The 21091-nt window shown below is 66.0% G+C and carries 32 protein-coding genes; 14 read left to right on the top strand and 18 right to left on the bottom strand.

Translation table 11 applies throughout. The annotated features are described in order from the left end of the window. Positions 1–105 precede the first annotated feature (105 nt). The gene (locus AEB_RS16120; protein WP_119084045.1) at positions 106–936 is read left to right on the top strand and encodes a 23S rRNA (adenine(2030)-N(6))-methyltransferase RlmJ; all 831 of its coding nucleotides are present in this window, start codon (positions 106–108) and stop codon (positions 934–936) included. 358 nt (positions 937–1294) lie between these two features. Here the strand turns inward: AEB_RS16120 and grxD are convergent, their stop codons facing one another. The 7 genes from grxD to leuC all read right to left on the bottom strand — a co-directional run bounded on the left by grxD (position 1295) and on the right by leuC (position 5023). Next, positions 1295–1624, bottom strand: a complete 330-nt coding sequence (gene grxD / locus AEB_RS16115; RefSeq protein ID WP_119084044.1) for a Grx4 family monothiol glutaredoxin — start codon at positions 1622–1624, stop codon at positions 1295–1297. A 35-nt stretch (positions 1625–1659) separates the two neighbouring features. Further along, a complete protein-coding gene (locus AEB_RS16110; RefSeq protein WP_119084043.1) occupies positions 1660–1893 on the bottom strand; it encodes a BolA family protein in 234 nt (77 codons plus the stop codon). A 4-nt stretch (positions 1894–1897) separates the two neighbouring features. Next, positions 1898–2221: a DUF1476 domain-containing protein gene (locus tag AEB_RS16105; RefSeq protein WP_119084042.1), complete on the bottom strand. Its 324-nt coding sequence runs from the start codon at positions 2219–2221 to the stop codon at positions 1898–1900. 72 nt (positions 2222–2293) lie between these two features. Then, a complete protein-coding gene (leuD, locus tag AEB_RS16100) occupies positions 2294–2896 on the bottom strand; it encodes a 3-isopropylmalate dehydratase small subunit (RefSeq protein WP_119084041.1) in 603 nt (200 codons plus the stop codon). Then, positions 2896–3060 carry an isopropylmalate isomerase gene (locus tag AEB_RS16095; RefSeq protein ID WP_119084040.1) on the bottom strand — a complete coding sequence of 55 codons (165 nt, stop codon included), beginning with the start codon at positions 3058–3060 and terminating at the stop codon, positions 2896–2898. Before AEB_RS16095 ends, leuD begins: the two co-directional genes overlap by 1 nt. A gap of 39 nt (positions 3061–3099) precedes the next feature. After that, positions 3100–3600, bottom strand: a complete 501-nt coding sequence (locus AEB_RS16090; RefSeq protein WP_231958787.1) for a DNA-deoxyinosine glycosylase — start codon at positions 3598–3600, stop codon at positions 3100–3102. Then, on the bottom strand, positions 3581–5023 hold the full coding sequence (gene leuC / locus AEB_RS16085; protein WP_119084705.1) for a 3-isopropylmalate dehydratase large subunit: 1443 nt from the start codon (positions 5021–5023) through the stop codon (positions 3581–3583). Before leuC ends, AEB_RS16090 begins: the two co-directional genes overlap by 20 nt. A gap of 78 nt (positions 5024–5101) precedes the next feature. Between leuC and AEB_RS16080 the strand changes: the two genes are divergently transcribed. Beyond that, positions 5102–5620 (top strand): sterol desaturase family protein, encoded by a 519-nt coding sequence (locus tag AEB_RS16080; RefSeq protein WP_119084038.1) that lies wholly within the window; start codon positions 5102–5104, stop codon positions 5618–5620. A 2-nt stretch (positions 5621–5622) separates the two neighbouring features. Here AEB_RS16080 and AEB_RS16075 read toward each other — a convergent pair whose 3' ends face one another. The 11 genes from AEB_RS16075 to AEB_RS18230 form a co-directional block, all read right to left on the bottom strand. Next, positions 5623–5976, bottom strand: a complete 354-nt coding sequence (locus AEB_RS16075; protein WP_119084037.1) for a YbaN family protein — start codon at positions 5974–5976, stop codon at positions 5623–5625. Beyond that, positions 5976–6383, bottom strand: coding sequence for a SufE family protein (locus tag AEB_RS16070; RefSeq protein ID WP_119084036.1), 408 nt, complete (start codon positions 6381–6383; stop codon positions 5976–5978). The genes AEB_RS16075 and AEB_RS16070 overlap by 1 nt, the downstream gene beginning before the upstream one ends. Before the next feature lie 68 nt (positions 6384–6451). Continuing rightward, the gene (locus AEB_RS16065) at positions 6452–6688 is read right to left on the bottom strand and encodes a hypothetical protein (RefSeq protein WP_119084704.1); all 237 of its coding nucleotides are present in this window, start codon (positions 6686–6688) and stop codon (positions 6452–6454) included. A 26-nt stretch (positions 6689–6714) separates the two neighbouring features. Next, entirely contained in the window at positions 6715–6981 is a 267-nt protein-coding gene (locus AEB_RS16060) for a hypothetical protein (protein WP_119084035.1), read from the bottom strand. Next, positions 6978–7316 (bottom strand): hypothetical protein, encoded by a 339-nt coding sequence (locus tag AEB_RS16055; RefSeq protein ID WP_442858039.1) that lies wholly within the window; start codon positions 7314–7316, stop codon positions 6978–6980. The genes AEB_RS16060 and AEB_RS16055 overlap by 4 nt, the downstream gene beginning before the upstream one ends. 83 nt (positions 7317–7399) lie before the next feature. Continuing rightward, positions 7400–7729 carry a hypothetical protein gene (locus tag AEB_RS16050; protein ID WP_119084033.1) on the bottom strand — a complete coding sequence of 110 codons (330 nt, stop codon included), beginning with the start codon at positions 7727–7729 and terminating at the stop codon, positions 7400–7402. A 33-nt stretch (positions 7730–7762) separates the two neighbouring features. Beyond that, the gene (locus AEB_RS16045; protein ID WP_119084032.1) at positions 7763–8053 is read right to left on the bottom strand and encodes a hypothetical protein; all 291 of its coding nucleotides are present in this window, start codon (positions 8051–8053) and stop codon (positions 7763–7765) included. A gap of 23 nt (positions 8054–8076) precedes the next feature. Further along, entirely contained in the window at positions 8077–8454 is a 378-nt protein-coding gene (pspC, locus tag AEB_RS16040) for an envelope stress response membrane protein PspC (RefSeq protein ID WP_119084031.1), read from the bottom strand. Next, complete coding sequence (gene pspB / locus AEB_RS16035; protein ID WP_119084030.1) at positions 8451–8753, bottom strand: envelope stress response membrane protein PspB; 303 nt, start codon at positions 8751–8753, stop codon at positions 8451–8453. The genes pspC and pspB overlap by 4 nt, the downstream gene beginning before the upstream one ends. 3 nt (positions 8754–8756) lie before the next feature. Continuing rightward, positions 8757–9590, bottom strand: a complete 834-nt coding sequence (gene pspA / locus AEB_RS16030; RefSeq protein WP_119084029.1) for a phage shock protein PspA — start codon at positions 9588–9590, stop codon at positions 8757–8759. Continuing rightward, positions 9587–9742: a hypothetical protein gene (locus AEB_RS18230; protein WP_231958786.1), complete on the bottom strand. Its 156-nt coding sequence runs from the start codon at positions 9740–9742 to the stop codon at positions 9587–9589. The genes pspA and AEB_RS18230 overlap by 4 nt, the downstream gene beginning before the upstream one ends. A 151-nt stretch (positions 9743–9893) precedes the next feature. On the opposite strand from AEB_RS18230, the gene pspF reads away from it, so the two are divergent. The 12 genes from pspF to rpsO all read left to right on the top strand — a co-directional run bounded on the left by pspF (position 9894) and on the right by rpsO (position 20941). Next, on the top strand, positions 9894–10916 hold the full coding sequence (pspF, locus tag AEB_RS16020; RefSeq protein ID WP_119084027.1) for a phage shock protein operon transcriptional activator: 1023 nt from the start codon (positions 9894–9896) through the stop codon (positions 10914–10916). A 164-nt stretch (positions 10917–11080) separates the two neighbouring features. After that, entirely contained in the window at positions 11081–11641 is a 561-nt protein-coding gene (rimP, locus tag AEB_RS16015) for a ribosome maturation protein RimP (protein WP_119084026.1), read from the top strand. Next, positions 11641–13290 (top strand): transcription termination factor NusA, encoded by a 1650-nt coding sequence (gene nusA / locus AEB_RS16010; RefSeq protein ID WP_119084025.1) that lies wholly within the window; start codon positions 11641–11643, stop codon positions 13288–13290. The genes rimP and nusA overlap by 1 nt, the downstream gene beginning before the upstream one ends. After that, positions 13271–14026 (top strand): DUF448 domain-containing protein, encoded by a 756-nt coding sequence (locus AEB_RS16005; RefSeq protein WP_119084024.1) that lies wholly within the window; start codon positions 13271–13273, stop codon positions 14024–14026. Before nusA ends, AEB_RS16005 begins: the two co-directional genes overlap by 20 nt. Before the next feature lie 24 nt (positions 14027–14050). Beyond that, positions 14051–16663, top strand: a complete 2613-nt coding sequence (gene infB, locus AEB_RS16000; protein ID WP_119084023.1) for a translation initiation factor IF-2 — start codon at positions 14051–14053, stop codon at positions 16661–16663. Positions 16664–16779: 116 nt separating this feature from the next. Beyond that, complete coding sequence (locus tag AEB_RS15995; RefSeq protein WP_119084022.1) at positions 16780–17316, top strand: DUF1697 domain-containing protein; 537 nt, start codon at positions 16780–16782, stop codon at positions 17314–17316. Between the two features lie 2 nt (positions 17317–17318). After that, complete coding sequence (gene rbfA, locus AEB_RS15990) at positions 17319–17720, top strand: 30S ribosome-binding factor RbfA (protein ID WP_119084021.1); 402 nt, start codon at positions 17319–17321, stop codon at positions 17718–17720. Positions 17721–17744: 24 nt separating this feature from the next. Next, the gene (locus AEB_RS15985) at positions 17745–18329 is read left to right on the top strand and encodes a thymidine kinase (protein ID WP_119084020.1); all 585 of its coding nucleotides are present in this window, start codon (positions 17745–17747) and stop codon (positions 18327–18329) included. Between the two features lie 67 nt (positions 18330–18396). After that, positions 18397–19089: a site-2 protease family protein gene (locus AEB_RS15980; protein WP_119084019.1), complete on the top strand. Its 693-nt coding sequence runs from the start codon at positions 18397–18399 to the stop codon at positions 19087–19089. Positions 19090–19197: 108 nt separating this feature from the next. Then, complete coding sequence (locus AEB_RS15975) at positions 19198–19644, top strand: DUF6491 family protein (RefSeq protein WP_145985323.1); 447 nt, start codon at positions 19198–19200, stop codon at positions 19642–19644. A 32-nt stretch (positions 19645–19676) separates the two neighbouring features. Continuing rightward, positions 19677–20666, top strand: a complete 990-nt coding sequence (gene truB, locus AEB_RS15970; RefSeq protein ID WP_119084017.1) for a tRNA pseudouridine(55) synthase TruB — start codon at positions 19677–19679, stop codon at positions 20664–20666. 5 nt (positions 20667–20671) lie between these two features. Next, a complete protein-coding gene (gene rpsO, locus AEB_RS15965) occupies positions 20672–20941 on the top strand; it encodes a 30S ribosomal protein S15 (protein ID WP_119084016.1) in 270 nt (89 codons plus the stop codon). Positions 20942–21091 lie beyond the last annotated feature (150 nt).

The raw sequence follows: 21091 nt of genomic DNA, 5'->3' as shown, positions 1-21091 counted from the left end.
CGAGCTATGCCGCGTGAGGCACCAGCGAAGTTTCCACAATGTCGCCCTTGGCACGCCGGCCGGGCGGTTCGTTTCAGGGCAGACCCAGCAGGACTTTGAATTGCCGTGAATTATCGCCATTCCTTCCATGCCGGCAACAGTGCCGATGTCGTGAAGCACAGCCTGCTGATCACCCTTGTCCGGGCCTTGCAGCAGAAGCCGGGGGCGCTGACGCTGATCGACACCCATTCCGGCTGCGGGCTCTACGATCTTGGTGGCGAGCAGGCCCAACGCACCGGCGAAGCTGCGCAAGGCGTGCTGTGCGCCTTTTCCGATGCGAACCCCTTGCTGGATGACTATCGCGCCGCCGTGCGGGCGGTGAATGACGGGGCGGAGCCGCGCCTCTACCCCGGCTCGCCGCGATTCCTCGCGCAACTCCTGCGCCCGCAGGACGTGCTGATCCTGAACGAAAAGCATCCCGAGGACGTGCAGGCCCTGCGCGCGGCCATGCGCGACACCCCCGCAGCCGTGCATCAGCGCGACGCCTACGAGCTGTGGCTGGCGATGGTGCCGCCCCGAACGCCGCGCGGCGTGGTGGTGGTCGATCCGCCCTATGAGCAAACGGACGAACGCGAACGGGTCACGGCAACCCTCGCCGCAGCACACCGCAAATGGGCGCATGGGGTGACGGTTATCTGGTATCCGCTGAAAGGCCGCGCGACGCATCAGCAGTGGAAGGGCAGGCTGCGCAAGCTCGGCATCCCGAAGTTCCTGTCGGTGGAACATTGGCTGTACGATGGCGACCAGCCCGGCATCTATAACGGCGCGGGCCTTTTCATCGTCAACCCGCCCTACGCCTTCACACAGGCGCTGCCGTCGCTGCTGGAAGCCCTGCGCGCCGCACTGGCGCCGGACGGGCACAGGGGTGCGCTCACAGCGGACTGGTTGGGCGGTTAGAAGGGCAAAGTCGGTAGAAGCGCACCCCTTCGTTCCCAATATTTTCCCCTTCGCGCCCCGCGCACCTGTCGGCCCGCTTTACAGTGTCAATCAATGTTGACGCTGCGCTAACCATCGTCTCGGTACGCTTTCTGCGGATTTGCCAAGCTGGCACGGCCCGTGCATAATAGCGCGCATACCCGACTCTTCGACCGAGGCGGGGCCGGTGCCGGGTCTCCGCGGTGCCAGTGCCCCGCCTCCCCGAAGCGGGGCTTTCCGCAAAGCGCACAAAAAAGGCCGGAAGGCTGAACCCTCCGGCCTCTTCTGTCTGTCTGCGCCGGCTGCTTCACGCGGGGCGGAGCCCCGGGGCAGCGGCGGATCAGTTGGCTTTGGCGACCTGCTTTTCGGTGAGCAGCTGCTGCAGCTCGCCGGCTTCGTACATTTCCATCATGATGTCGCTGCCGCCCACGAATTCGCCCTTCACATAGAGCTGCGGGATGGTCGGCCAATCGGAGAAGGCCTTGATCCCCTGGCGGATTTCCATGTCCTGCAGCACGTCCACGCTGTCATAGGCGACGCCGCAGTGATCGAGAATGGCGACGGCGCGGCTGGAGAAGCCGCACTGCGGAAACAGCGGGGTGCCCTTCATGAAAAGGACCACATCGTGTTCGCCGACAATCTTGGCGAGGCGTTCATTGGTATCGGACATCTGGAGGCCTTGATTTGCTGTGTGGCGTTGGCGACTCAGTTGGGAACGGCTGTGGTGAGTTGCAAGGCGTGCAGTTCGCCGCCCATGCGGCCGCCCAGCGCATCATACACCATCTTGTGCTGCTGAACCCGGCTCTTGCCCGCGAATGCGGGGGAGGTGACGCGGGCGAGATAATGGTCCCCGTCGCCCGCCAGATCTTCGATCACCACCTCCGCATCGGGCAGAGCCGCGCGGATCAGGGCCTCGATCTCGGCTGCCGGCATCGCCATGCGTTCAGACCCCGCCCATCAGCTGGCGGCGCGCTTCGACCGACTTGTCTTCCAGCGCAGCGCGCACGCCGGCTTCGTCCATGTCGCAGCCCGCGGCGGTGAGATCGCCCAGCAGCTTGCGGATCACATCCTCGTCGCCCGCTTCTTCGAAATCGGCCTGCACCACCGCCTTGGCATAGGCCTCGGTCTCTTCGGGCGTCAGGTCCATCAGCTTCGCAGCCCACTGGCCCAGCAGGCGATTGCGCCGCGCGGCGATGCGGAAGGTGGTTTCTTCGTCAAACGCATATTTGGCTTCTTCGCCGCGCTCGCGATCCTTGAAGTCGGTCATTCGTGGGCCCCTTGAATCAATGTCTGCGGCCAATAGCCCGGCGTCGCCATGGGCGGCAAGCCTGCTGCCGCCTCAGGCAGCTGCGGCGGTGCCGCGTGCCAGCCAGGGCCGGTGCGCGGCCAGCCGGTTTTCATAGGTGGTGATGGACGCATCGCGCGCGAGCGTGAGGCCCACCTCGTCCAGCCCTTCCAGCAGGCAATGCTTGCGGAAGGGATCGATCTCGAAGGTGAAGCGATCCTGGAACGGCGTCGTCACCGTCTGCGTCTCCAGGTCGATGCTGATCGGATCGGTGGCGGCAACTTCCAGCAGCCGGTCCACCTGCTCCTGCGTCAGGGCCACGGTGAGGATGCCGTTCTTGAAGGCGTTGCCCGAAAAGATGTCGGAGAAGCTCGGCGCGATCACCGCCTTCACGCCCATGTCCAGCAGCGCCCACGCGGCATGTTCGCGGCTGGAACCGCAGCCGAAATTGTCGCCCGCAACGATGATCGGCGCCCCGGCGAATTCGGGATCGTCGAACACATTGCCGGGTTCCTGGCGTACCGCTTCGAACGCCCCTTCGCCCAGGCCTTCGCGGCTGATCGTCTTCAGCCAGCGCGCCGGGATGATGAGATCGGTATCGACGTTCTTGCGGCCGAAGGGATAGGCGCGGCCTTCCACTTCGCGCACGGGATCCATCAATCGGTCTCCGGCGGCTCGTTAAAGGGCGTGGTGAAGCGCTTCAGCTTCTCGTCCTTCTTCTTCTTGTTCACGAACAGCAGCGCCGCAGCCACCGCCGCGGAGCCGATCGCGCCGGCGATGGCAGCCTTGCCGCCAAGGCCCAGATCTTTCTTCTTGCTCATGCCGTTTCAATGCGACGAGCGGCGCGCGGAGACAAGCCCTCACACAAGGTATTTGCCGATCTCCGCCCACAGTTTTTCTTTCGTGGCCAGCGTCATGCCGGCGTGGGCCGGGCTGGAGGAGGGGAGGGGGATCAGCGCCAGCCCGCTGCCCGCCAGCTGCTTCATGCCGATGTCCTGCGCCTTGCGCCCGTTGAAGCCCACGGCACGCAATTCGGGCAGGGTGGCGGTCAGCTCCGCCAGCGGGCGGGGCACGATGTCGCGCATGGAGGCATCGAGGCTGCCGCTGCGCGTGGCGGAGGCGACCGTGTCCCACAGGCCGATCCGCGCGGCGCGCAGCGCGGCGAGCCGATCATCATAATCCATCGCCGGCAGGTCCGCCCCGATCACTCGCCCGACGAGATGCCAGAAGCGATTCTGCGGATGCGCGTAATACCGCCCCTGCGCCAGCGAGGATTCGCCCGGCAGGCTGCCGAGCAGGAGGACGCGCGTGTCGGCCGCGACGACCGGGGCGAAGGCGGACTTACGCGGGCTCTGCGGCAAGCTTGCGCACATCCGTCAGCCGCCCGGTCACCGCGGCGGCGGCGGCCATGGCGGGACTTACCAGATGGGTGCGCGCACCCGGCCCCTGGCGGCCGACGAAATTGCGGTTGCTGGTGCTGGCGCAGCGTTCGCCCGCCGGCACCTTGTCGGGATTCATGCCAAGGCAGGCCGAGCAGCCCGGCTCGCGCCATTCGAGGCCGGCGTCGGTGAACACCTTGTCCAGCCCCTCCGCCTCGGCCTGTTCCTTCACCAGGCCGGAGCCGGGGACGACGATGGCCCATTTCACATTGTCGGCCTTGCGCCGGCCGCGCAGCACTTCGGCCGCGGCGCGCAGATCCTCTATCCGGCTGTTGGTGCAGCTGCCGATGAAAATGTTCTGCACCTCCACCTCGGCCAGCTTCTGCCCCGGCTCGAGGCCCATATAGGCCAGGCTGGCGCGGGCCGCTTCCTGCTTGGAAGGATCGGCGAAGCTTTCGGGCGTGGGCACGACTCCGCCGATCGCCACCGTGTCTTCCGGACTGGTGCCCCAGGTCACGGTAGGCTCCACGCTGGCGGCGTCGATCACCACGGATTTGTCGAACCGGGCGCCCTCGTCGGTGCGCAGGCCGCGCCAATAAGCTACCGCTCCCTCCCAGTCCTGCCCCTGCGGGGCGAAGCTGCGGCCCTTGAGATAGGCGAAGGTCTTCTCGTCCGGCGCGATCAGGCCGGCGCGGGCGCCGCCTTCGATGCTCATGTTGCAGACCGTGAGGCGGCCTTCCACGCTCATCTCCTCGAACACCTTGCCGCGATATTCGATCACATGGCCGGTGCCGCCGGCGGTGCCGATCACGCCGATGATGTGGAGGATCAGGTCCTTGGAGGTGACGCCGGGGGGCAGATCGCCCTCCACGCGAACTTCCATGGTCTTCGACTGCTTGAGCAGCAGCGTCTGCGTCGCCAGCACGTGCTCCACCTCGCTGGTGCCGATGCCGAAGGCCAGCGCGCCCACGCCGCCATGCGCGGCGGTGTGGCTGTCGCCGCAGACGATGGTGGTGCCGGGAAGCGAGAAGCCCTGTTCCGGACCCACGACGTGGACGATACCCTGTTCGCGCGCCGTGGCGCCGAAATAGCGGATGCCGAAATCCGCCACGTTCTTTTCCAGCGCGGCCAGCTGCTGCGCGCTCTGCGCGTCTGCGATCGGCAGGCGCTGCCCGGCGGCATCCTTGCGCGCGGTGGTGGGCAGGTTGTGATCGGGCACGGCAAGCGTCAGTTCCGGTCGGCGCACCTTGCGCCCGGTAATGCGCAGTGCTTCGAATGCCTGCGGGCTGGTGACTTCGTGGACGAGGTGACGGTCGATGAAGATCAGGCAGGTGCCGTCCTCCCGCCGTTCGATCACATGTTCGTCCCAGATCTTTTCGTACAGAGTGCGTGGTTTGCTGGCCATGCCGGGCAAATGGCGCGGGATCGCCCACAAGGCAAGCGAGGGCTGTCTTTGCCGCGATGAAGCGCTTATTTAGGCGGCATGGAATGGATTGCCCCCCTGCTGATCGTGCTTGCCAGCGTTGCGGCCATGGAATGGGTCGCCTGGGCGAGCCACAAATATGTGATGCACGGCTTCGGCTGGGCCTGGCACCGCGATCATCACGAACCGCACGACAGGTTGCTGGAGAAGAACGACCTGTTCGCGCTGGTGGGCGCGGGGATGAGCATCGCCATGTTCGCCGTCGGCAGTCCGCTGGTGATGGGGGCCGGCGCCTGGTGGCCCGGCACCTGGATCGGCCTCGGCATACTGGCGTATGGCGTGATCTACACGCTGGTGCATGACGGGCTGGTGCATCAGCGCTATTTCCGCTGGGTGCCGCGCAGCGGCTATGCGCGGCGACTGGTGCAGGCGCACCGGCTGCACCATGCGACCATCGGCAAGGAGGGCGGGGTGAGCTTCGGCTTCGTGATCGCGCGCGATCCCGCCCGGCTGAAGGCGGAGCTGAAGCGCCAGCGCGAAGCGGGCATTGCCGTGGTGCGCGAAAGCCTTGGCGGCTGAGCCTATTCGTTGCGCGTCCAGATCCACGCGCCGACCGCCACAAGCACGGTGATCGAAACCAGCGCCCAGGGAAAGCCGATCAGGAACCAGGTGAGCGCGCCGGCCAGCGCCATGCTGATGATCGCCGCGCGCTTCGCCCGGCGCGAGATCGCCCGCCGATCCCGCCAGTCGCGCAACGGCTTGCCGTAGCGCGGGTGCTCCAGCATCTTGCGCTCCCACGCCGGATTGCCGCGGGCGAAGCAGAAGGCGGCGACGAGGAAGAACACGAAACCCGGCATCATCGGCAGGATCAGGCCGATCCAGCCGAGCGCGAGGAAGAACAACCCGGCCGCGAACCAAAACGGCCGGGGAATCATCAGGCGGCCGCGATTCGCGCGGCGTGTTGCTTCACCAGCGCGATCATGTTGGGTACGCCCTGGGTGCGGTTGGAACTGAGCTGGTTGCGCAGGTCGAAAGGTTCCAGCGCGGCGGCGATGTCCATCCGTGCCACCTCTTCCGCCGGCCGGTCCTGCACCGCCGCGATCACCAGCGCCACGATGCCCTTGGTGATGGCGGCGTTGCTGTCGGCCAGGAAGTGCAGGCGCTCGCCCTGCTCGGTGGGATAGACCCACACACTGGCGGAACAGCCGCGCACCAGCGTCGCGTCCGTCTTCAGCGCGGCGGGCATCTCCTCCAGCTCGCGCCCCAGCTCGATCAGCAGGCGGTAACGTTCATCCCCTTCGAGGAATTCATATTCTTCGGCAATATCATCGAGCGATCGCATGGGCCGCGTCTAACAAGCCCGGCCGCCGCGCGGAAGGCTCCATCGTGGCGGCAGAAGCGAGCGCCGACTCACAGGTCCACACCATTGGCGATCGCTTCCAGCTTGCGGATGCGCTCCTTGAGATCGGCCAGTTCGATGCGTGCCGCGCCTTCGCGCACGCCGCCTTCGATCTCCACCGGCGCGCGGCCGCGGTCCAGTTCGCGGGACTTGAGGGCCAGCCAGTCCTGCCAGCCCTTCAACACGGTGCCGGCAATCACCAGCAGGCCGATCAGGGCGCAGGCGGCGATCAGAAGATCCTCGCTCATCATCGCAATACTCCCCATTACCGTTCCTACCTGTCGCGCAGCCTGTCGATCTCGTCGGACAAGTCGCGCGCGCTGCGGTCTTCCGTCGCGATCCGCTCCAGCACCTTGATGCGCTCGTGCAGCTCGCGAATCTCGCGTTCCAGCTCCGCTTCGCGGCGCGGATCGCGCAGCTCGCGCTGCTGCGTATCGTCGTCGCGGTGCTTCCAGCGGCCGAATTCGCCCAGTTCGCCGCGCCGCGCCTTGACGATCACCACGATCAGGATGACCAGCAGGATGATGCTCGTGGTGTTCATAGGACTTTCTCTCCGCCGTCGCGCAGCTTCTCGATTTCCGAACCGAGGTGGTAACCGCTGTCGGTCACGATCCGCTCCACATTGTTGAGCCGGTCCTTCAGCGAACCGATCTGGGCGCGCAGCTGGGCATTTTCCTGTGTCAGCAGCTTCATCCGCTCGGTCGCCTCGCTGGTGATCTGCGGATGCAGCGGCTTGCCCCACATGCTTTCCAGGGGGTAGCCGTTCTTGATCTTCTGCCGCGTGTTGTAGATCCATCCGGCGATGCTGATGCCGGTTACCGCCACGGTGCCAACGATGGCGAGCCGGATGATCTCCATGATTTCGTTCGGTGACACCTAGTTAATCTCCTTGCACCCGGCGCCATTGCGCGGGCCTTCGCTGTCCTCGCCCCGGTCCGTTGCAGTCAGGCAGCGACCCGTCATGCCGCGCTCCGCTTGCCGGTCTGCTGCCCGCCCGTCTCCGTGCCGCGCAGCTTCTCGATCTCCGCCGACAGGTGATAGCCGGGCTCCGTCACGATCTTCTCCAGCACCGCCAGGCGGTCTTCGCTCGCCGTCAGCCGCAGGACGAGCCGTTCGTTCTCCTCGCGCAGGCGGGTGATGGTTTCGGCATCGCTGGCGCGTTCGGTCTTGCCGCCCCATTCATCTTCCAGGGCATAGCCGTGCCGCGCGCGGATCCAGTTGTTCACCAGCCAGCCTGCCGTGCTCAGCAGGATAATGGTGAGGACGAATTCCGGACCTCCCCAATTCATGATCAGCCTCCCTCAATGGCTATCCGATGCGGTTCAGTTGATCGCGGTCTCGCGCTCGTCCCTGTCCGCCTGCTCGGTGCGGCGGGTGTCGCGCAGCGCCTCGATCTGCGTGGCGACATTGTAGCCGCCGTCCGTCACGATGCGTTCCAGCACCCGCACCCGCTCTTCCAGCTCGCGGTTGCTGGCGGCGTATTGCGCCGCTTTTTCCGCGGTGGAGTCCACCTGCATCTGCATGATTTCCTGGCGGTGCTTGGTCCACAACCGCACGATCGGGATCATCAGCGCAACGATCGGGATCAGCAGCGCGAGAGTTCCGTTATCCATCGTAAGTCCCTTTACTCAGATGTTCAGCGCAGCCGCTCGATCTCGGCAGAGAGGCGCGGGTTGCTGCTGACGTAATAGCTTTCCACCTCGGCCAGCCGGCGATCGATGTCGCGGAAGCGGGCGCGGATTTCGCGGGCGGTGCGCTGCGGGCTCTGCCGCACGCGCTGCCAGTATTTCTGCTCCTGCTCGTCCACATAGAGATGCGGCGGCTTCTTGGCGGCGAACACCCCCAGGATCAGATAGGCCGGGATGGTGAAGCCGAAGCCTGCCAGCGTGAGGACCACGAAGCCAAGCCGCCACCAGACCGTGTCCACGCCGGTGTAATCCGCAAGGCCCGAACAGACGCCCATGAACTTGGCATTCTGCTTGTCGCGATAGAATTTGGTGCGGACGCTGCTCACAGACGGTCTCCCTTCTTGCCCAGCATGCGATCCAGTTCGCGCAGGGGCTGGTTGTCCACCTCGCGATCGTGCTGCAGGCGGGCGGGCTTGAATTCCGGATTGTCGCTGGCAACCAGCCGCTCCACCGTGTCCATCCGCTCGTCGAGGCGCTTGGCGAGCTGGTAAAGCTCCTCCAGCAAGGCCTCATCGTCGTTGGTGATGGTGGCGGCGGTCTTCCACTTGGTGATGTAGTGGAAGATGATCCACGGCAGGCCGAGGAAGATGGAAACGATCGCAATCGCCGGCATCAGGTCTTCCATGGATCAGTCCCCCTTGTTCTGTGCATCGGTGTGCGTCGCACCCTTGCCGAGCGCGCGCTTCATTTCCTCGAGTTCGGCATCCACCTTGTCCGAGCCTTCGAGTGCGGCAATCTCGTCCGCCAGGCTGCGCTTGTCCTCGCCGGCGATGTTCAGCGCATCGGCACGGCCTTCGGCATAATCCACGCGGCGCTCGAGCTGATCGAAGCGGGCCAGCGCTTCGTCCACCCGTTCGTTGGTCATCAGGCTGCGCAGTTTCACGCGGTTCTCCGCGCTTTCCAGCCGTGCGGCGATCTGGCTCTGCCGGCTGCGGGCTTCGCGCAGGCGGTTCTGCAGCTTCTGGATGTCCTGCTCATAGGCGCGCAGCGCATCGTCCAGCACCGCGATTTCCTGCTTGAGCTGGTCGGCCATGTCGCCGGCCTTCTTCTTTTCCATCAGCGCGGCGCGGGCCAGATCCTCGCGGTCCTTGCTCAGCGCCAGCTGGGCCTTTTCGGCCCAGTCGGCCTGCAGCTTGTCCAGCTTTACCGTGTGGCGATGCATTTCCTTCTGGTCTGCAATCGTGCGCGCGGCGCTCGCCCGGACTTCGACCAGCGTTTCCTCCATCTCCAGGATGATCATGCGGATCATCTTGGCCGGATCATCTGCCTGATCGAGCAACTCGTTGAAATTGGCAGCGATGATGTCTCGCGTGCGTGAGAAAATGCCCATCCAGGCTACTCCCGAGGTTGGTGCGTTGCGCGTAGGGGTCGGGCTGGTGCGCAGCCGCTCGATCTCGCGGTCGATCCGCGATGACGAGCCGCCCAGCAGCGGCGACAGGGGATTGTCCTCTTCCCGGCTCATGCCAGTTCCACCAGCGGTGCGGCAACGATGGCCGCGCCCGGCGTCATATCAATTTGCTGTGTCAGCGCGAAGATATTCAAAGCGGACATCGCGGCGATGCTCGCCAGCGCGGCGACGCCGAGCTTGCTGACGAAAAAGCTGCGATCGAACATGGTCGTTTCCTCCTGACGAATGATGTTCACCATTCAGCAAGGGGCGTGCCAAACAGAAATAATGCCGCAAATACAATGACTTGCCATTTTAGTGGGTTAGGCTTTGTGGTGACGATTGCCAGATATTGGGAATATTCGCTATATATCGGCCATGGAACGGGGCAATCAGTTTGTCGGCCAATCAGGGGCCTTCCTCGACGCGGTGGAGCGGGCCAGCCGCGCCGCGCCCATGCGCCGCCCCGTGCTGGTGATCGGGGAGCGCGGAACCGGCAAGGAACTGATCGCCGAACGCCTCCACCGCCTGTCCGATAGGTGGGAGGAGCCGCTGGTCATCATGAACTGCGCCGCTCTGCCCGAAACGCTGATCGAGGCGGAATTGTTCGGGCACGAGGCGGGGGCTTTCACGGGCGCGACCAAGGCGCGCGAAGGCCGCTTTGAAGAGGCCGATCGCGGCACGCTGTTCCTGGACGAGCTGGCGACCCTCTCCATGGGCGCGCAGGAGCGGCTGCTGCGGGCGGTGGAATATGGCGAGGTGACGCGCATCGGTTCCTCCCGCCCGGTCCGCGTGGATGTGCGCATTGTGGCTGCCACCAACGAGAACCTGCCGCGGCTGGCCGAAGAAGGCCGCTTCCGCCCCGACCTGCTCGACCGGCTGAGCTTCGAGGTCATCACCCTGCCGCCCCTGCGCGTGCGCGAAGGCGATGTGGATGTGCTGTGCGATTACTTCGGCCGCCGCATGGCAGCGGAGATCGGCTGGCACGACTGGCCCGGCTTTGCCGACCATGTCCGCACGCAGCTGGAAGACTATCAATGGCCGGGGAATGTCCGCGAACTGCGCAATGTGGTGGAGCGCGCCGTCTATCGCTGGGATGACTGGAGCAGGCCGATCGGCCATGTGCAGTTCGACCCCTTCGAGAGCCCGTGGAAACCGGCACCGGTGCCTCGCATGGCGGAGGCGGGATCGCCAGCGCCGCGTTTCGCCGCGCTGACCCCGGCGCAGGAGGATTTCGATTCGATCGCCGATCTGCGCGAGGCGGTGGACGCCTATGAACGGCGGATCGTGGAGCACCACCTGGGTGCCAATCGCTGGAACCAGCGACAGACCGCCAAGGCGCTGGGCCTTAGCTACGACCAGCTGCGCCACTGCATCAAGAAGCACAGCCTCAGCGAATAGGAGTGGGAATCGCGCCGCCCGGGGCCGAATCGGGTTGCAAAACGCGGAATCCCCGCCTATCTGCCGCTTCATCCCGACATTGTCGTGACAAGGTCTGGTGCTGGCGCCTTCCGGGGGCCGGCCCGCAACCCCGTTGCCACTTTCGTGGCGCATATGGAGAACCGATGGCGGATATCGCGCGCCTGACACAAGTGATCGAGCCCGAGGCGGAAGCTCTCGGATTCGAACTGGTGCGCGTGAAGCTGACCGGCTCCGGGGAAGAGCGCACGCTGCAGGTGATGGCGGAGGATCCGGCCACCGGGCAGCTGGTGGTCGAACAGTGCATGGCGCTGTCCCGCCGTATTTCCGATCGGATTGACGCGATCGAGGAAGCGGGCGAGGAGCTGATCGCCGGTGCTTACAATCTCGAAGTCAGCTCCCCCGGTATCGACCGGCCGCTGACGCGCGAGAAGGATTATGTCGCCTGGGCAGGGCACGAGGCGAATTTCTCGCTCAACGAAGCAGTGGGCGATCATCGCAAGCTGCGCGGCAGGCTGCTGGGCATCGAAGGCGGCGTGGTGGCGGTGGAAGACCGCAAGGCCGGCCGCATCGAAGTGCCGCTGGCGAATATTCATTCGGCGAAGCTGGTTCTGACCAATGAACTGATCGCCGCGACCAAGCCGATCGACATGAGCGGCGCGGAAGAAATCGAAGAAACACCCGAGGAAGAGAAGGCAGACGACTGATGGCCAGTCCGATTTCCGCCAACAAGGCAGAACTGCTCGCGATCGCGAATTCGGTCGCTTCGGAAAAGATGATCGACAAGGCGATCGTCATCGAAGCGATGGAAGAGGCGATCCAGAAGTCCGCGCGCAGCCGCTACGGCGCCGAGAACGACATTCGCGCGAAGCTCGATCCAATGACCGGCGACCTGCGCCTGTGGCGCGTTGTGGAAGTGGTCGAGGAGGTCGAGGACTACTTCAAGCAGGTCAATCTGGAGCAGGCCGAAAAGCTGCAGCCGGGGGCGAAGGTGGGCGATTACATCGTCGATCCGCTGCCGCCGGTCGATCTCGGCCGCATCGATGCGCAGAGCGCCAAGCAGGTGATCTTCCAGAAGGTCCGCGATGCTGAGCGCGAGCGCCAGTACGAAGAGTTCAAGGACCGCGCGAGCGAGATCGTGACGGGCGTGATCAAGTCAGTCGAATTCGGCCATGTGATCGTCAATCTCGGCCGCGCCGAAGGCGTGATCCGCCGCGACCAGCAGATCCCGCGCGAGGCCGCCCGCGTGGGCGAGCGCGTGCGCGCGCTGATCATGAAGGTGGAACGCAACAATCGCGGCCCGCAGATCTTCCTCAGCCGCGCCCATCCGGACTTCATGAAGAAGCTGTTCGCGCAGGAAGTGCCCGAAATCTACGATGGCATCATCGAGATCAAGGCCGCCGCCCGCGATCCGGGCAGCCGCGCCAAGATCGGCGTGATCAGCCATGATTCCAGCATCGACCCGGTCGGCGCCTGCGTCGGCATGAAGGGCAGCCGCGTGCAGGCCGTGGTGCAGGAACTGCAGGGCGAGAAGATCGACATCATTCCCTGGAGCGAGGACACGGCGACCTTCGTGGTCAATGCGCTGCAGCCCGCCACCGTCAGCCGCGTGGTGCTGGACGAGGAAGAATCGCGCATCGAAGTGGTGGTGCCCGACGACCAGCTGAGCCTGGCCATCGGCCGCCGCGGCCAGAACGTGCGGCTGGCGAGCCAGCTGACCGGCAGCCAGATCGACATCATGACGGAGGAAGAAGCCTCCGAGAAGCGCCAGAAGGAATTCGCCGAGCGCTCCAAGATGTTCGAGGAAGAGCTCGACGTGGACGAGACGCTGTCGCAGCTGCTGGTGGCCGAAGGCTTCGCCGAGCTGGAAGAGGTCGCCTATGTCGAGCTGGACGAGCTCGCCGCGATCGAAGGCTTCGACGAGGATCTGGCCGAGGAACTGCAGAATCGTGCGCTGGACGCGCTGGAGCGGCAGGAGGAAACCCACCGTGCCGAGCGGCGCGAACTGGGTGTGGACGATGCGCTGGCTGAAATCCCGCACCTGACCGAACAGATGCTGGTGGTGCTGGGCAAGGCCGGCATCAAGACGCTGGACGATCTGGCCGATCTCGCCACCGACGAACTGATCGCCAAGAAGCGCGAGGCGCCGCGTCGCCGCAACGCCGACGGGCCGGCCCTGCGCCGCCCGCAGCGGAGCGAGGACAAGGGCGGCGTGCTGGGCATGTTCGGCCTCTCGGAAGAGCAGGGGAACGAGATCATCATGGCGGCCCGCGCCCATTGGTTCGAGGACGAAGAGGCCCCGGCTGCCGAAGCGCCCGCAGAAGAGGAGGCCGCTGATGCGGAATCCTCGCAATGAGCCGCTAGCCGCTCAAGACATTGCGAAGCGCGGCGGGCATGGCGACATGCCTGAACGCCGCTGCGTGCTGACCGGGCGCAACGATGCGCGCGACGAGCTGCTGCGTCTGGCGCTCTCGCCCGATGGCGAGGTGCTGCCCGATGCGCTGGCGCGCGCGCCGGGACGGGGTGCGTGGATCGGCGTGAATCGGGCGGAGCTGGAACAGGCGCTCGCCTCCGGTAAGCTGCGCGGCGCGCTTTCACGCGCCTTCAAGACGGGGCAGATCAGCATCCCCGAAGATCTGCCGCAGCGGATGGAAGATGCGCTTCAGCGTGCTTTTCTGCAGCGGCTGGGGCTCGAAATGCGCGCCGGACGCCTTATCTTGGGGTCGGACCGTATTGCGGGCGAGGCGCGGACGGGGGGCGTTGCTGCTCTGTATCACGCCAACGACGCCAGCGATGATGGCTGTCGCAAGCTCGATCAGGCCTATCGCGTGGGCATGGATGCGGAAGGGTCCGGACTTGCCGGAATCCGGCTGCCACTGGACCGCGCGGCCCTGTCTGTGGCATTGGGCCGCGACAATGTCGTCCACCTGGCGCTGGCCGATGGGGCATCGGCCCAACGGGTAGCCACCCCGCTGCGGCGCTTGCTGAATTACACGGCGGCCGCGGGCGCGGCTGGAAGCGATACGAGCCTGGCGGCATCGGCTGCCGCGCCGGAAGGCGCGGCCTCCCCCGATGTCCGGGGCTGCGAATGAATTTTGAAGGAATGTTAGAGGCGTATGAGCGATAACGACACCACACCGACGCGCACCCGCAAGCCGCTGGGGCTGAAGCGTTCGGTCGATGCGGGGGAGGTCCGGCAGACCTTCAGCCATGGCCGCACCAACAAGGTGGCGGTCGAGGTGAAGCGCCGCCGCAAACTTACCAAGCCCGGCGCCGCGCCCGAGGAGGCGACTCCCGCCGCCGCGCCTGAGCCGGCACCGGCTCCCGCCGCCGCGCCTGCACCGGCCCCCACACCCGCCCCGGCTCCTGCCCCCGCCCCTGCGGCGAGCAGGCCTGCGCCTGCGCCTGCACGCAACATTCCTTCGGACGAGACTCCGCAGGAACGCGTGGCGCGCCTGCAGCGCGAGGCGGAGGACGAGCGCATGCGCCTCTCCGAAGAGGCTCGCCGCCGCGAGGAGGAAGCGCGCCAGCAGCAGCTGGAGGACGAGAAGCGCCGCGCCGAAGAGAATCGCCGTGCAGAGGAAGAAGCTGCCAAGGCGCGCGAGGCGGCCGAGAAGGTTGCCGTCGAAGCCCCCTCTCAGCAGGCGCCTGCCGAGGAAGAGCAGCCGGCCGCCGCCGCCGCCCAGGAGGAGGAGACCAGCTCCGCCAGCACCGTGCCGGCTCCGCGCAGGTTCACCCCGGTGGCCCGGCCCGAGCCGAAGCGTGCCGAGAAGAAGCGCGAGGAGCGCAAGCCCGCCGCGCCGCAGCCCGCCAGCCGCGGCGACCGTGCAGACAAGCGTCGTTCGGGCAAGCTCACCGTCACCAAGGCGCTCAACGAGGACGAGGGGCGCCGTGCGCGCAGCCTCGCCGCGCTGAAGCGTGCCCGCGAGAAGGAGCGTCGCTCCTATGGCGACGGGCAGTCCAAGCAGCGTGACAAGCAGGTGCGCGACGTGATCGTGCCCGAAGCGATCACGGTGCAGGAACTCGCCAACCGCATGGCCGAAAAGGGCGCCGACCTGGTGAAGGCGCTGTTCAACATGGGCATGATGGTCACCGTCAACCAGACGATCGACCAGGACACGGCGGAGCTGCTGGTCGAGGAATTCGGCCATAATATCCAGCGCGTCAGCGAAAGCGATGCCGATATCGACACTTCGAACGAGGTCGATGCGGAAGAGACGCTGAAGCCGCGTCCGCCCGTGGTCACCATCATGGGCCATGTCGATCACGGCAAGACGAGCCTGCTCGATGCCCTGCGCGGCACCGACGTGGTGAAGGGCGAAGCCGGCGGCATCACCCAGCACATCGGCGCCTACCAGATCACCACCAACGGCGGCGACAAGGTCACCTTCCTCGACACTCCGGGCCACGCTGCCTTCACGGAGATGCGGGCGCGTGGCGCCAATGTCACCGACGTGGTGGTGCTGGTGGTCGCGGCGGATGACGGGATCATGCCGCAGACGATCGAGGCCATCAATCACACCAAGGCCGCGGGCGTGCCGATGATCGTGGCGATCACCAAGTCCGACAAGCCGGAGGCCAATCCGAAGCGCATTCGCGAGCGCCTGCTCGAACACGAAGTCGTGGTCGAGGAGATGAGCGGCGACGTGCAGGATGTGGAAGTCTCCGCCAAGACCGGCGCGGGCCTTGACGATCTGATCGACAAGATCCTGCTGCAGGCCGAACTGCTGGAGCTGAAGGCGCGACCGGATCGCGACGCCGAAGCCACCGTGATCGAAGCGCAGCTGGACAAGGGCCGTGGCCCGGTGGCCACCGTGCTGGTCAATCGCGGCACGCTGAAGCGCGGCGATACCTTCGTGGTCGGTACGGAAAGCGGCCGCGTGCGCGCGCTGATCGACGACAAGGGCAATCAGATCAAGGAAGCCGGCCCCTCTATGCCTGTGGAGGTGCTGGGCCTGGGCGGCGTGCCGCGTGCCGGCGACCAGTTGACCGTGGTGGAGAACGAGCAGCGCGCCCGTGAGGCGGCCGAGTACCGCCAGGAGAAGGCGACCGAGAAGCGCACCGCGATGGCCCCGGCCAATCTCGATGCGATGTTCGCCGGCCTGAAGAGCGACGTGATCGAATTCCCGCTGGTGGTGAAGGCCGACGTGCAGGGTTCGGTGGAAGCGATCACCAATGCGCTGCACAACCTCTCGAACGACGAGATCAAGGTCCGTGTGCTGCATTCCGGCGTCGGCGCGATCACCGAAAGCGACGTGACGCTGGCGGCCGCCTCCAAGGCGCCGATCGTGGGCTTCAACGTCCGCCCCAATGCCAAGGCACGCCAGCTGATCGAGCGGGATAAGGTGCGGATGATGTATTACGACGTCATCTATCACCTGACCGAGGAGATCGCGAAGGAGATGGCCGGCGAGCTTGGCCCGCTGCGGGTCGAGAACGTGGTCGGCCGTGCCGAGGTCAAGCAGGTGTTTCCTGCGGGCAAGAAGGACAAGGCGGCTGGTCTGCTGGTTCTGGAAGGCGTTATCCGCAAGGGCCTCCATGCGCGTCTCACGCGGCAGGACGTCATCGTTTCCGCCACCACCATCGCATCGCTGCGGCGCTTCAAGGACGATGTGGACGAAGTCCGCACGGGTCTCGAATGCGGCGTGGTGCTTGCCGACACCAACGACATCAAGCCGGGTGACAATCTGGAGGTGTTCGAGGTGACGGAACAGGAACGGACGCTGTAGTGAATGGCTGAGCGGACAGCGCATTGGAACGGGGCATCGGCCGAGCATGCCGATGCCGCTTTCCGGCGCTGCGCCGCGACCGTTCGCCTCGGCAGCTTGACTCCTCCGCTCGTGGCATGACCCGTTACGCTGCCCTGTTCGGCGCTATCAATGTCGGCGGCAATCGCCTGCTGATGGCGGACCTGCGCGACGCGTTGGAGCGCGAGGATTTCGCGGAGGTGGAAACGGTGGTCGCCAGCGGCAACGTGCTGTTCTCACACGAGGAGCGGCCGAGCGAGGGGCTGGCCGAAAAGCTCGCCTATGTGGTGCGCGAACGGTTCGACATCGATACCTTCGCCGCCGTGCGCAGCCGGGCCGAACTGGAAGCGGCGGTGGCGGAAAGCCCCTTCGCGGACACGGGCGAGGACAATCTCGTCCATGTCCATTTCCTCGAAACCCAGCCTGCGCCCGAGGCCTTCGAGACGCTCATTGCCGATCACGCCGGCCGCGGGAGCGAGAAACTTGCGCCCGGCACGCGGGCGCTGCACATCGACTATGTCGATGGCGCGGGGGCCAGCAAGCTGACCGCCGGCTTCATCGCCCGGCGCCTTGGCTGCCGCGGTACCGCGCGCAACATCCGGTCGATCCGGCGCATTATCGAAAAGATGGACTGACCATGGCCCGCCAACCTCACAGCTCCGAAGACCATTCCGTCCGCCTGCTCAAGGTGGGGGAACGGGTGCGCCATGTGCTGTCGGAACTGCTTACCCGCCAGCAGGTGCATGACGATACGCTGTCGGCCCGCACCGTCTCCGTCACCGAAGTGCGCATGTCGCCCGACCTGCGGCAGGCGAAGGTCTACGTGAAGCCGCTGCTGGGCGGGGACGAGCAGGAGGTGCTCACCGCATTGCGGCAGAACACCGCCTTCTTCCAGCGCGAGGTGGCGAAGCGGCTCGGCCTGAAATTCGCGCCCAAGCTGCGCTTCCTGGCCGACGAGAGCTTCGACGAGGCCGATCGGATCGAGCGGCTGCTGTCCGACCCGCGCGTGGCGCGAGATCTGGATGGCGAGGACGACTGAGCGGCGAAGGGACGGGGGCGGCGCATGGCAAAGCTCTATTTCTATTATGCCAGCATGAATGCGGGGAAATCGACCAACCTGCTGCAGGCCAATTTCAACTATGGCGAGCGGGGCATGGCCACCATGCTGTGGACCGCCGCGCTCGACGATCGCTCCGCCGGCAAGCCCATCGCCAGCCGCATCGGGCTGGAAGCCGATGCGCATCGCTTCACCGGCGAGACGGATTTGTGGGCGGAGGTCAGCCGCCGGCATGCAGCAACGCCGCTGGCCTGCGTGTTCGTGGACGAGGCGCAGTTCCTCTCCCCCGCGCAGGCGTGGCAATGCGCGCGGCTGGCGGATGAGGCGAATATCCCGGTGCTCTGCTACGGCCTGCGGACGGATTTTCGCGGCGAACTCTTCCCCGGCTCCGCCGTGCTGCTGGGGATCGCGGACGCGCTGGTCGAGATCAAGGCGGTGTGCCATTGCGGCCGCAAGGCGACGATGAACCTGCGGATCGACGCGGAGGGCGAGCCGGTCGCAGCGGGCGCGCAGACCGAGATCGGCGGCAATGAGAGCTATGTACCGCTGTGCCGGCGCCATTTCTCGCAGGCGCTGGGTTTCTTCGGCTGACGGCCCGCGTCTGGCGCCATGCCGGGCCATTGCCGGAAGGGCGCGCACTCCCTAGCTAGGAGGCTGCATGCCTGACACCATCCTGCTCGCGCTGGCGCTGATCCCGGCCCTTGTCATCGCCATCGTGTTCCACGAGGTCGCCCATGGCTGGGTGGCGCTGCTGCTGGGCGATCCCACGGCGAAGGAACGGCGCCGGCTGACGCTGAACCCCATCCGCCATGTCGATCCCTTCGGTACGCTGATCCTGCCGGGCCTCCTCGCACTCACCGGCGCGCCGGTGTTCGGCTGGGCCAAGCCGGTGCCGGTGAACAAGTGGCGGCTCGACAATCCGCGCTATGGCATGATGGCGGTCGCGGCGGCGGGGCCGGGCACCAATCTGGTGCTGGCGGCTATCGGAGCGGTGCTGCTGGGGCTGCTGGCGGGCAGCCTGACGGCGCAGCCGGCCGGAGTGCTGGGCTTCCTGCTCGTTTCGCTGCAGTATTTCATCTCGATCAATATCTTCCTGGCGCTGTTCAACCTGCTGCCGATCCCGCCCTTCGACGGATCGCATATCGTGGAGGGCCTGCTGCCGCGCGATGCGGCGCGCACCTATGAGAAGCTGCGCCCCTATGGCTTCCCGTTGCTGTTCCTGCTGCTGCTGGTGATCCCCTGGCTGTTTCCGGGCCTCGGCATCATCGAAAAGGTGGTGTTGCCGCCGGTGCTGTGGGCGGAGGGGCATTACATGGCGCTGGCGCACTGGGTGGCGCTGCTGGTCCAGTGACCGGCGGCGCCTCGCAGGCGCCGCATACTTCCACATGACCGGGCTTGAATCGCGCGCGCCCCGCGCCAGATGGAGGGCGTGGGGGCATCCTGCGAAAGGATCTTCGAGATGAGACATGCACTTCTGTTCGCTCCCCTGCTGGCGCTGGCGGCCCCGGCCATGCCTGCCCTGGCGGCGCAAGCGGGTAAGGATGACGCGCCGGCGGCCAAGAATGCCGCTGCAGAGGCGCAGGCCGATGCCAGCATCCCCTTCGCCAATCACGGCGGCATAAGGGACTGGCGTAGCGAAGGCAGCGAGACGGTCTATATCCAGGACAGCGCACGCCACTGGTACAAGGCGGTGTTGTTCGCCCGCGCGCCCGATCTTCCCTTCGCCCAGGCGATCGGCTTCGAGACGAAGGGCCCCGACACCTTCGATCGCTTCTCCACCATCATCGTGGCGGGGCAGCCCTATCCGCTGAAGTCGCTGGTCAGGATCGCGGGCGAGCCGCCCAAGGCCGCGCACAAGGGCAAGGCGGAGGAACACGCCCATAGCGAGCACAGCAGCGAAGGCTGACATTGCCGGGAAGGGCCGCTAAGGCGCCGCCCATGCCCCATGGTTGGCTCATCCTCGACAAGCCCCGCGGGCTCGGCTCCACCCAGGCAGTCAGCGCGGTCAAGCGCGTGCTGCGGAAGGCCGGCCATGGCAAGGTCAAGGTCGGCCACGGCGGCACGCTCGATCCGCTGGCCGAAGGCGTGCTGCCGATCGCGCTGGGCGAGGCGACGAAGCTCGCCGGGCGGATGCTCGACGCCAGCAAGACCTATGCCTTCACCATCCGCTTCGGCGAGGAAACCGATACGCTGGATACCGAAGGCGAAGTGGTGGCCCGCAGCGAGCGCCGCCCGCCGATTGCGGCCGTGGCGGCGATCTGCGAACATTTCACGGGCGCAATCGAGCAGGTGCCGCCGGCCTATTCCGCGCTCAAGCTGGATGGCCGGCGCGCCTATGACCTCGCCCGCGCGGGTGAGGAGGTGGAACTGCAGAGCCGCCGCGTCACCGTGCATTCGCTGCACCTCGCCGGCCGCGCGGATGCGGGGGAGGGCGCGCCGCTCTATTCCGCCTTCGCCGCCACCGCGGGCCGCCCGGATCCGTTCGATCCCGCGGCGCCGCTGGAACTGGCGGAAAGCGCCACGCTGGTCGCAAATGTATCCAAGGGCACCTATATACGCTCCCTGGCGCGCGACATTGCCCATGCGCTCGGCACCGTCGGCCATGTTACCTGGCTTCGGCGGATCAAGGCCGGCCCTTTCACCGAAGATCAGGCGATTTCGCTGGACTTATTGGAAGAAATCGGTAACGGCGCGCCCCTTGAAGACCATCTCCTGCCGCTGGAGGCGGGGCTGGACGGTATCCCGGCCCTGAATCTCGATCCGGAAAGCGCGCAGGCGGTCCGCCAGGGCCGGGTCCTTTCCGGACAGCCCCTTTCCGATGGGCTCTATTGGGCGAAGGCTGGCACAGTTCCGGTCGCCCTGATGGAATTGTCGGATGGCACGGCACGCGTCGTGCGGGGTTTCAACCTGCCGGATACCGCGGAGTGAAATGCATGTCGGTTACTGCCGAAAAGAAGACTGAGATCATCGAAGACAACGCCCGCGCGAGTGGCGACACGGGTTCCCCGGAAGTGCAGGTTGCGATCCTCACCGAGCGTATTCGCAACCTGACCGAGCATTTCAAGGAACACCACAAGGACAACCATTCGCGCCGCGGCCTGCTGATCATGGTCAACAAGCGGCGCAGCCTGCTCGCCTACCTCAAGAAGAAGGATGTCGAGCGGTACAATAACCTGATCCAGAAGCTGGGTCTGCGTAAATAAGAGTTTCGAGGGGGCGGTTCCATCGGAGCCGCCCTTTCGCTTTATGGGCATCCTTCGCAATCCGGCGGAGGGGCCAGGGGCATCAAAGGCCCCGCACCGGACCGGGACGGAAGACACCCGGCAGCAAACCCCGCAGGCAATAGGGCCGGC

It is taken from the genome of Altererythrobacter sp. B11, from assembly GCF_003569745.1.
Lineage (GTDB): Bacteria > Pseudomonadota > Alphaproteobacteria > Sphingomonadales > Sphingomonadaceae > Croceibacterium_C.
This window is presented reverse-complemented; position numbering and strand designations above follow the sequence as displayed.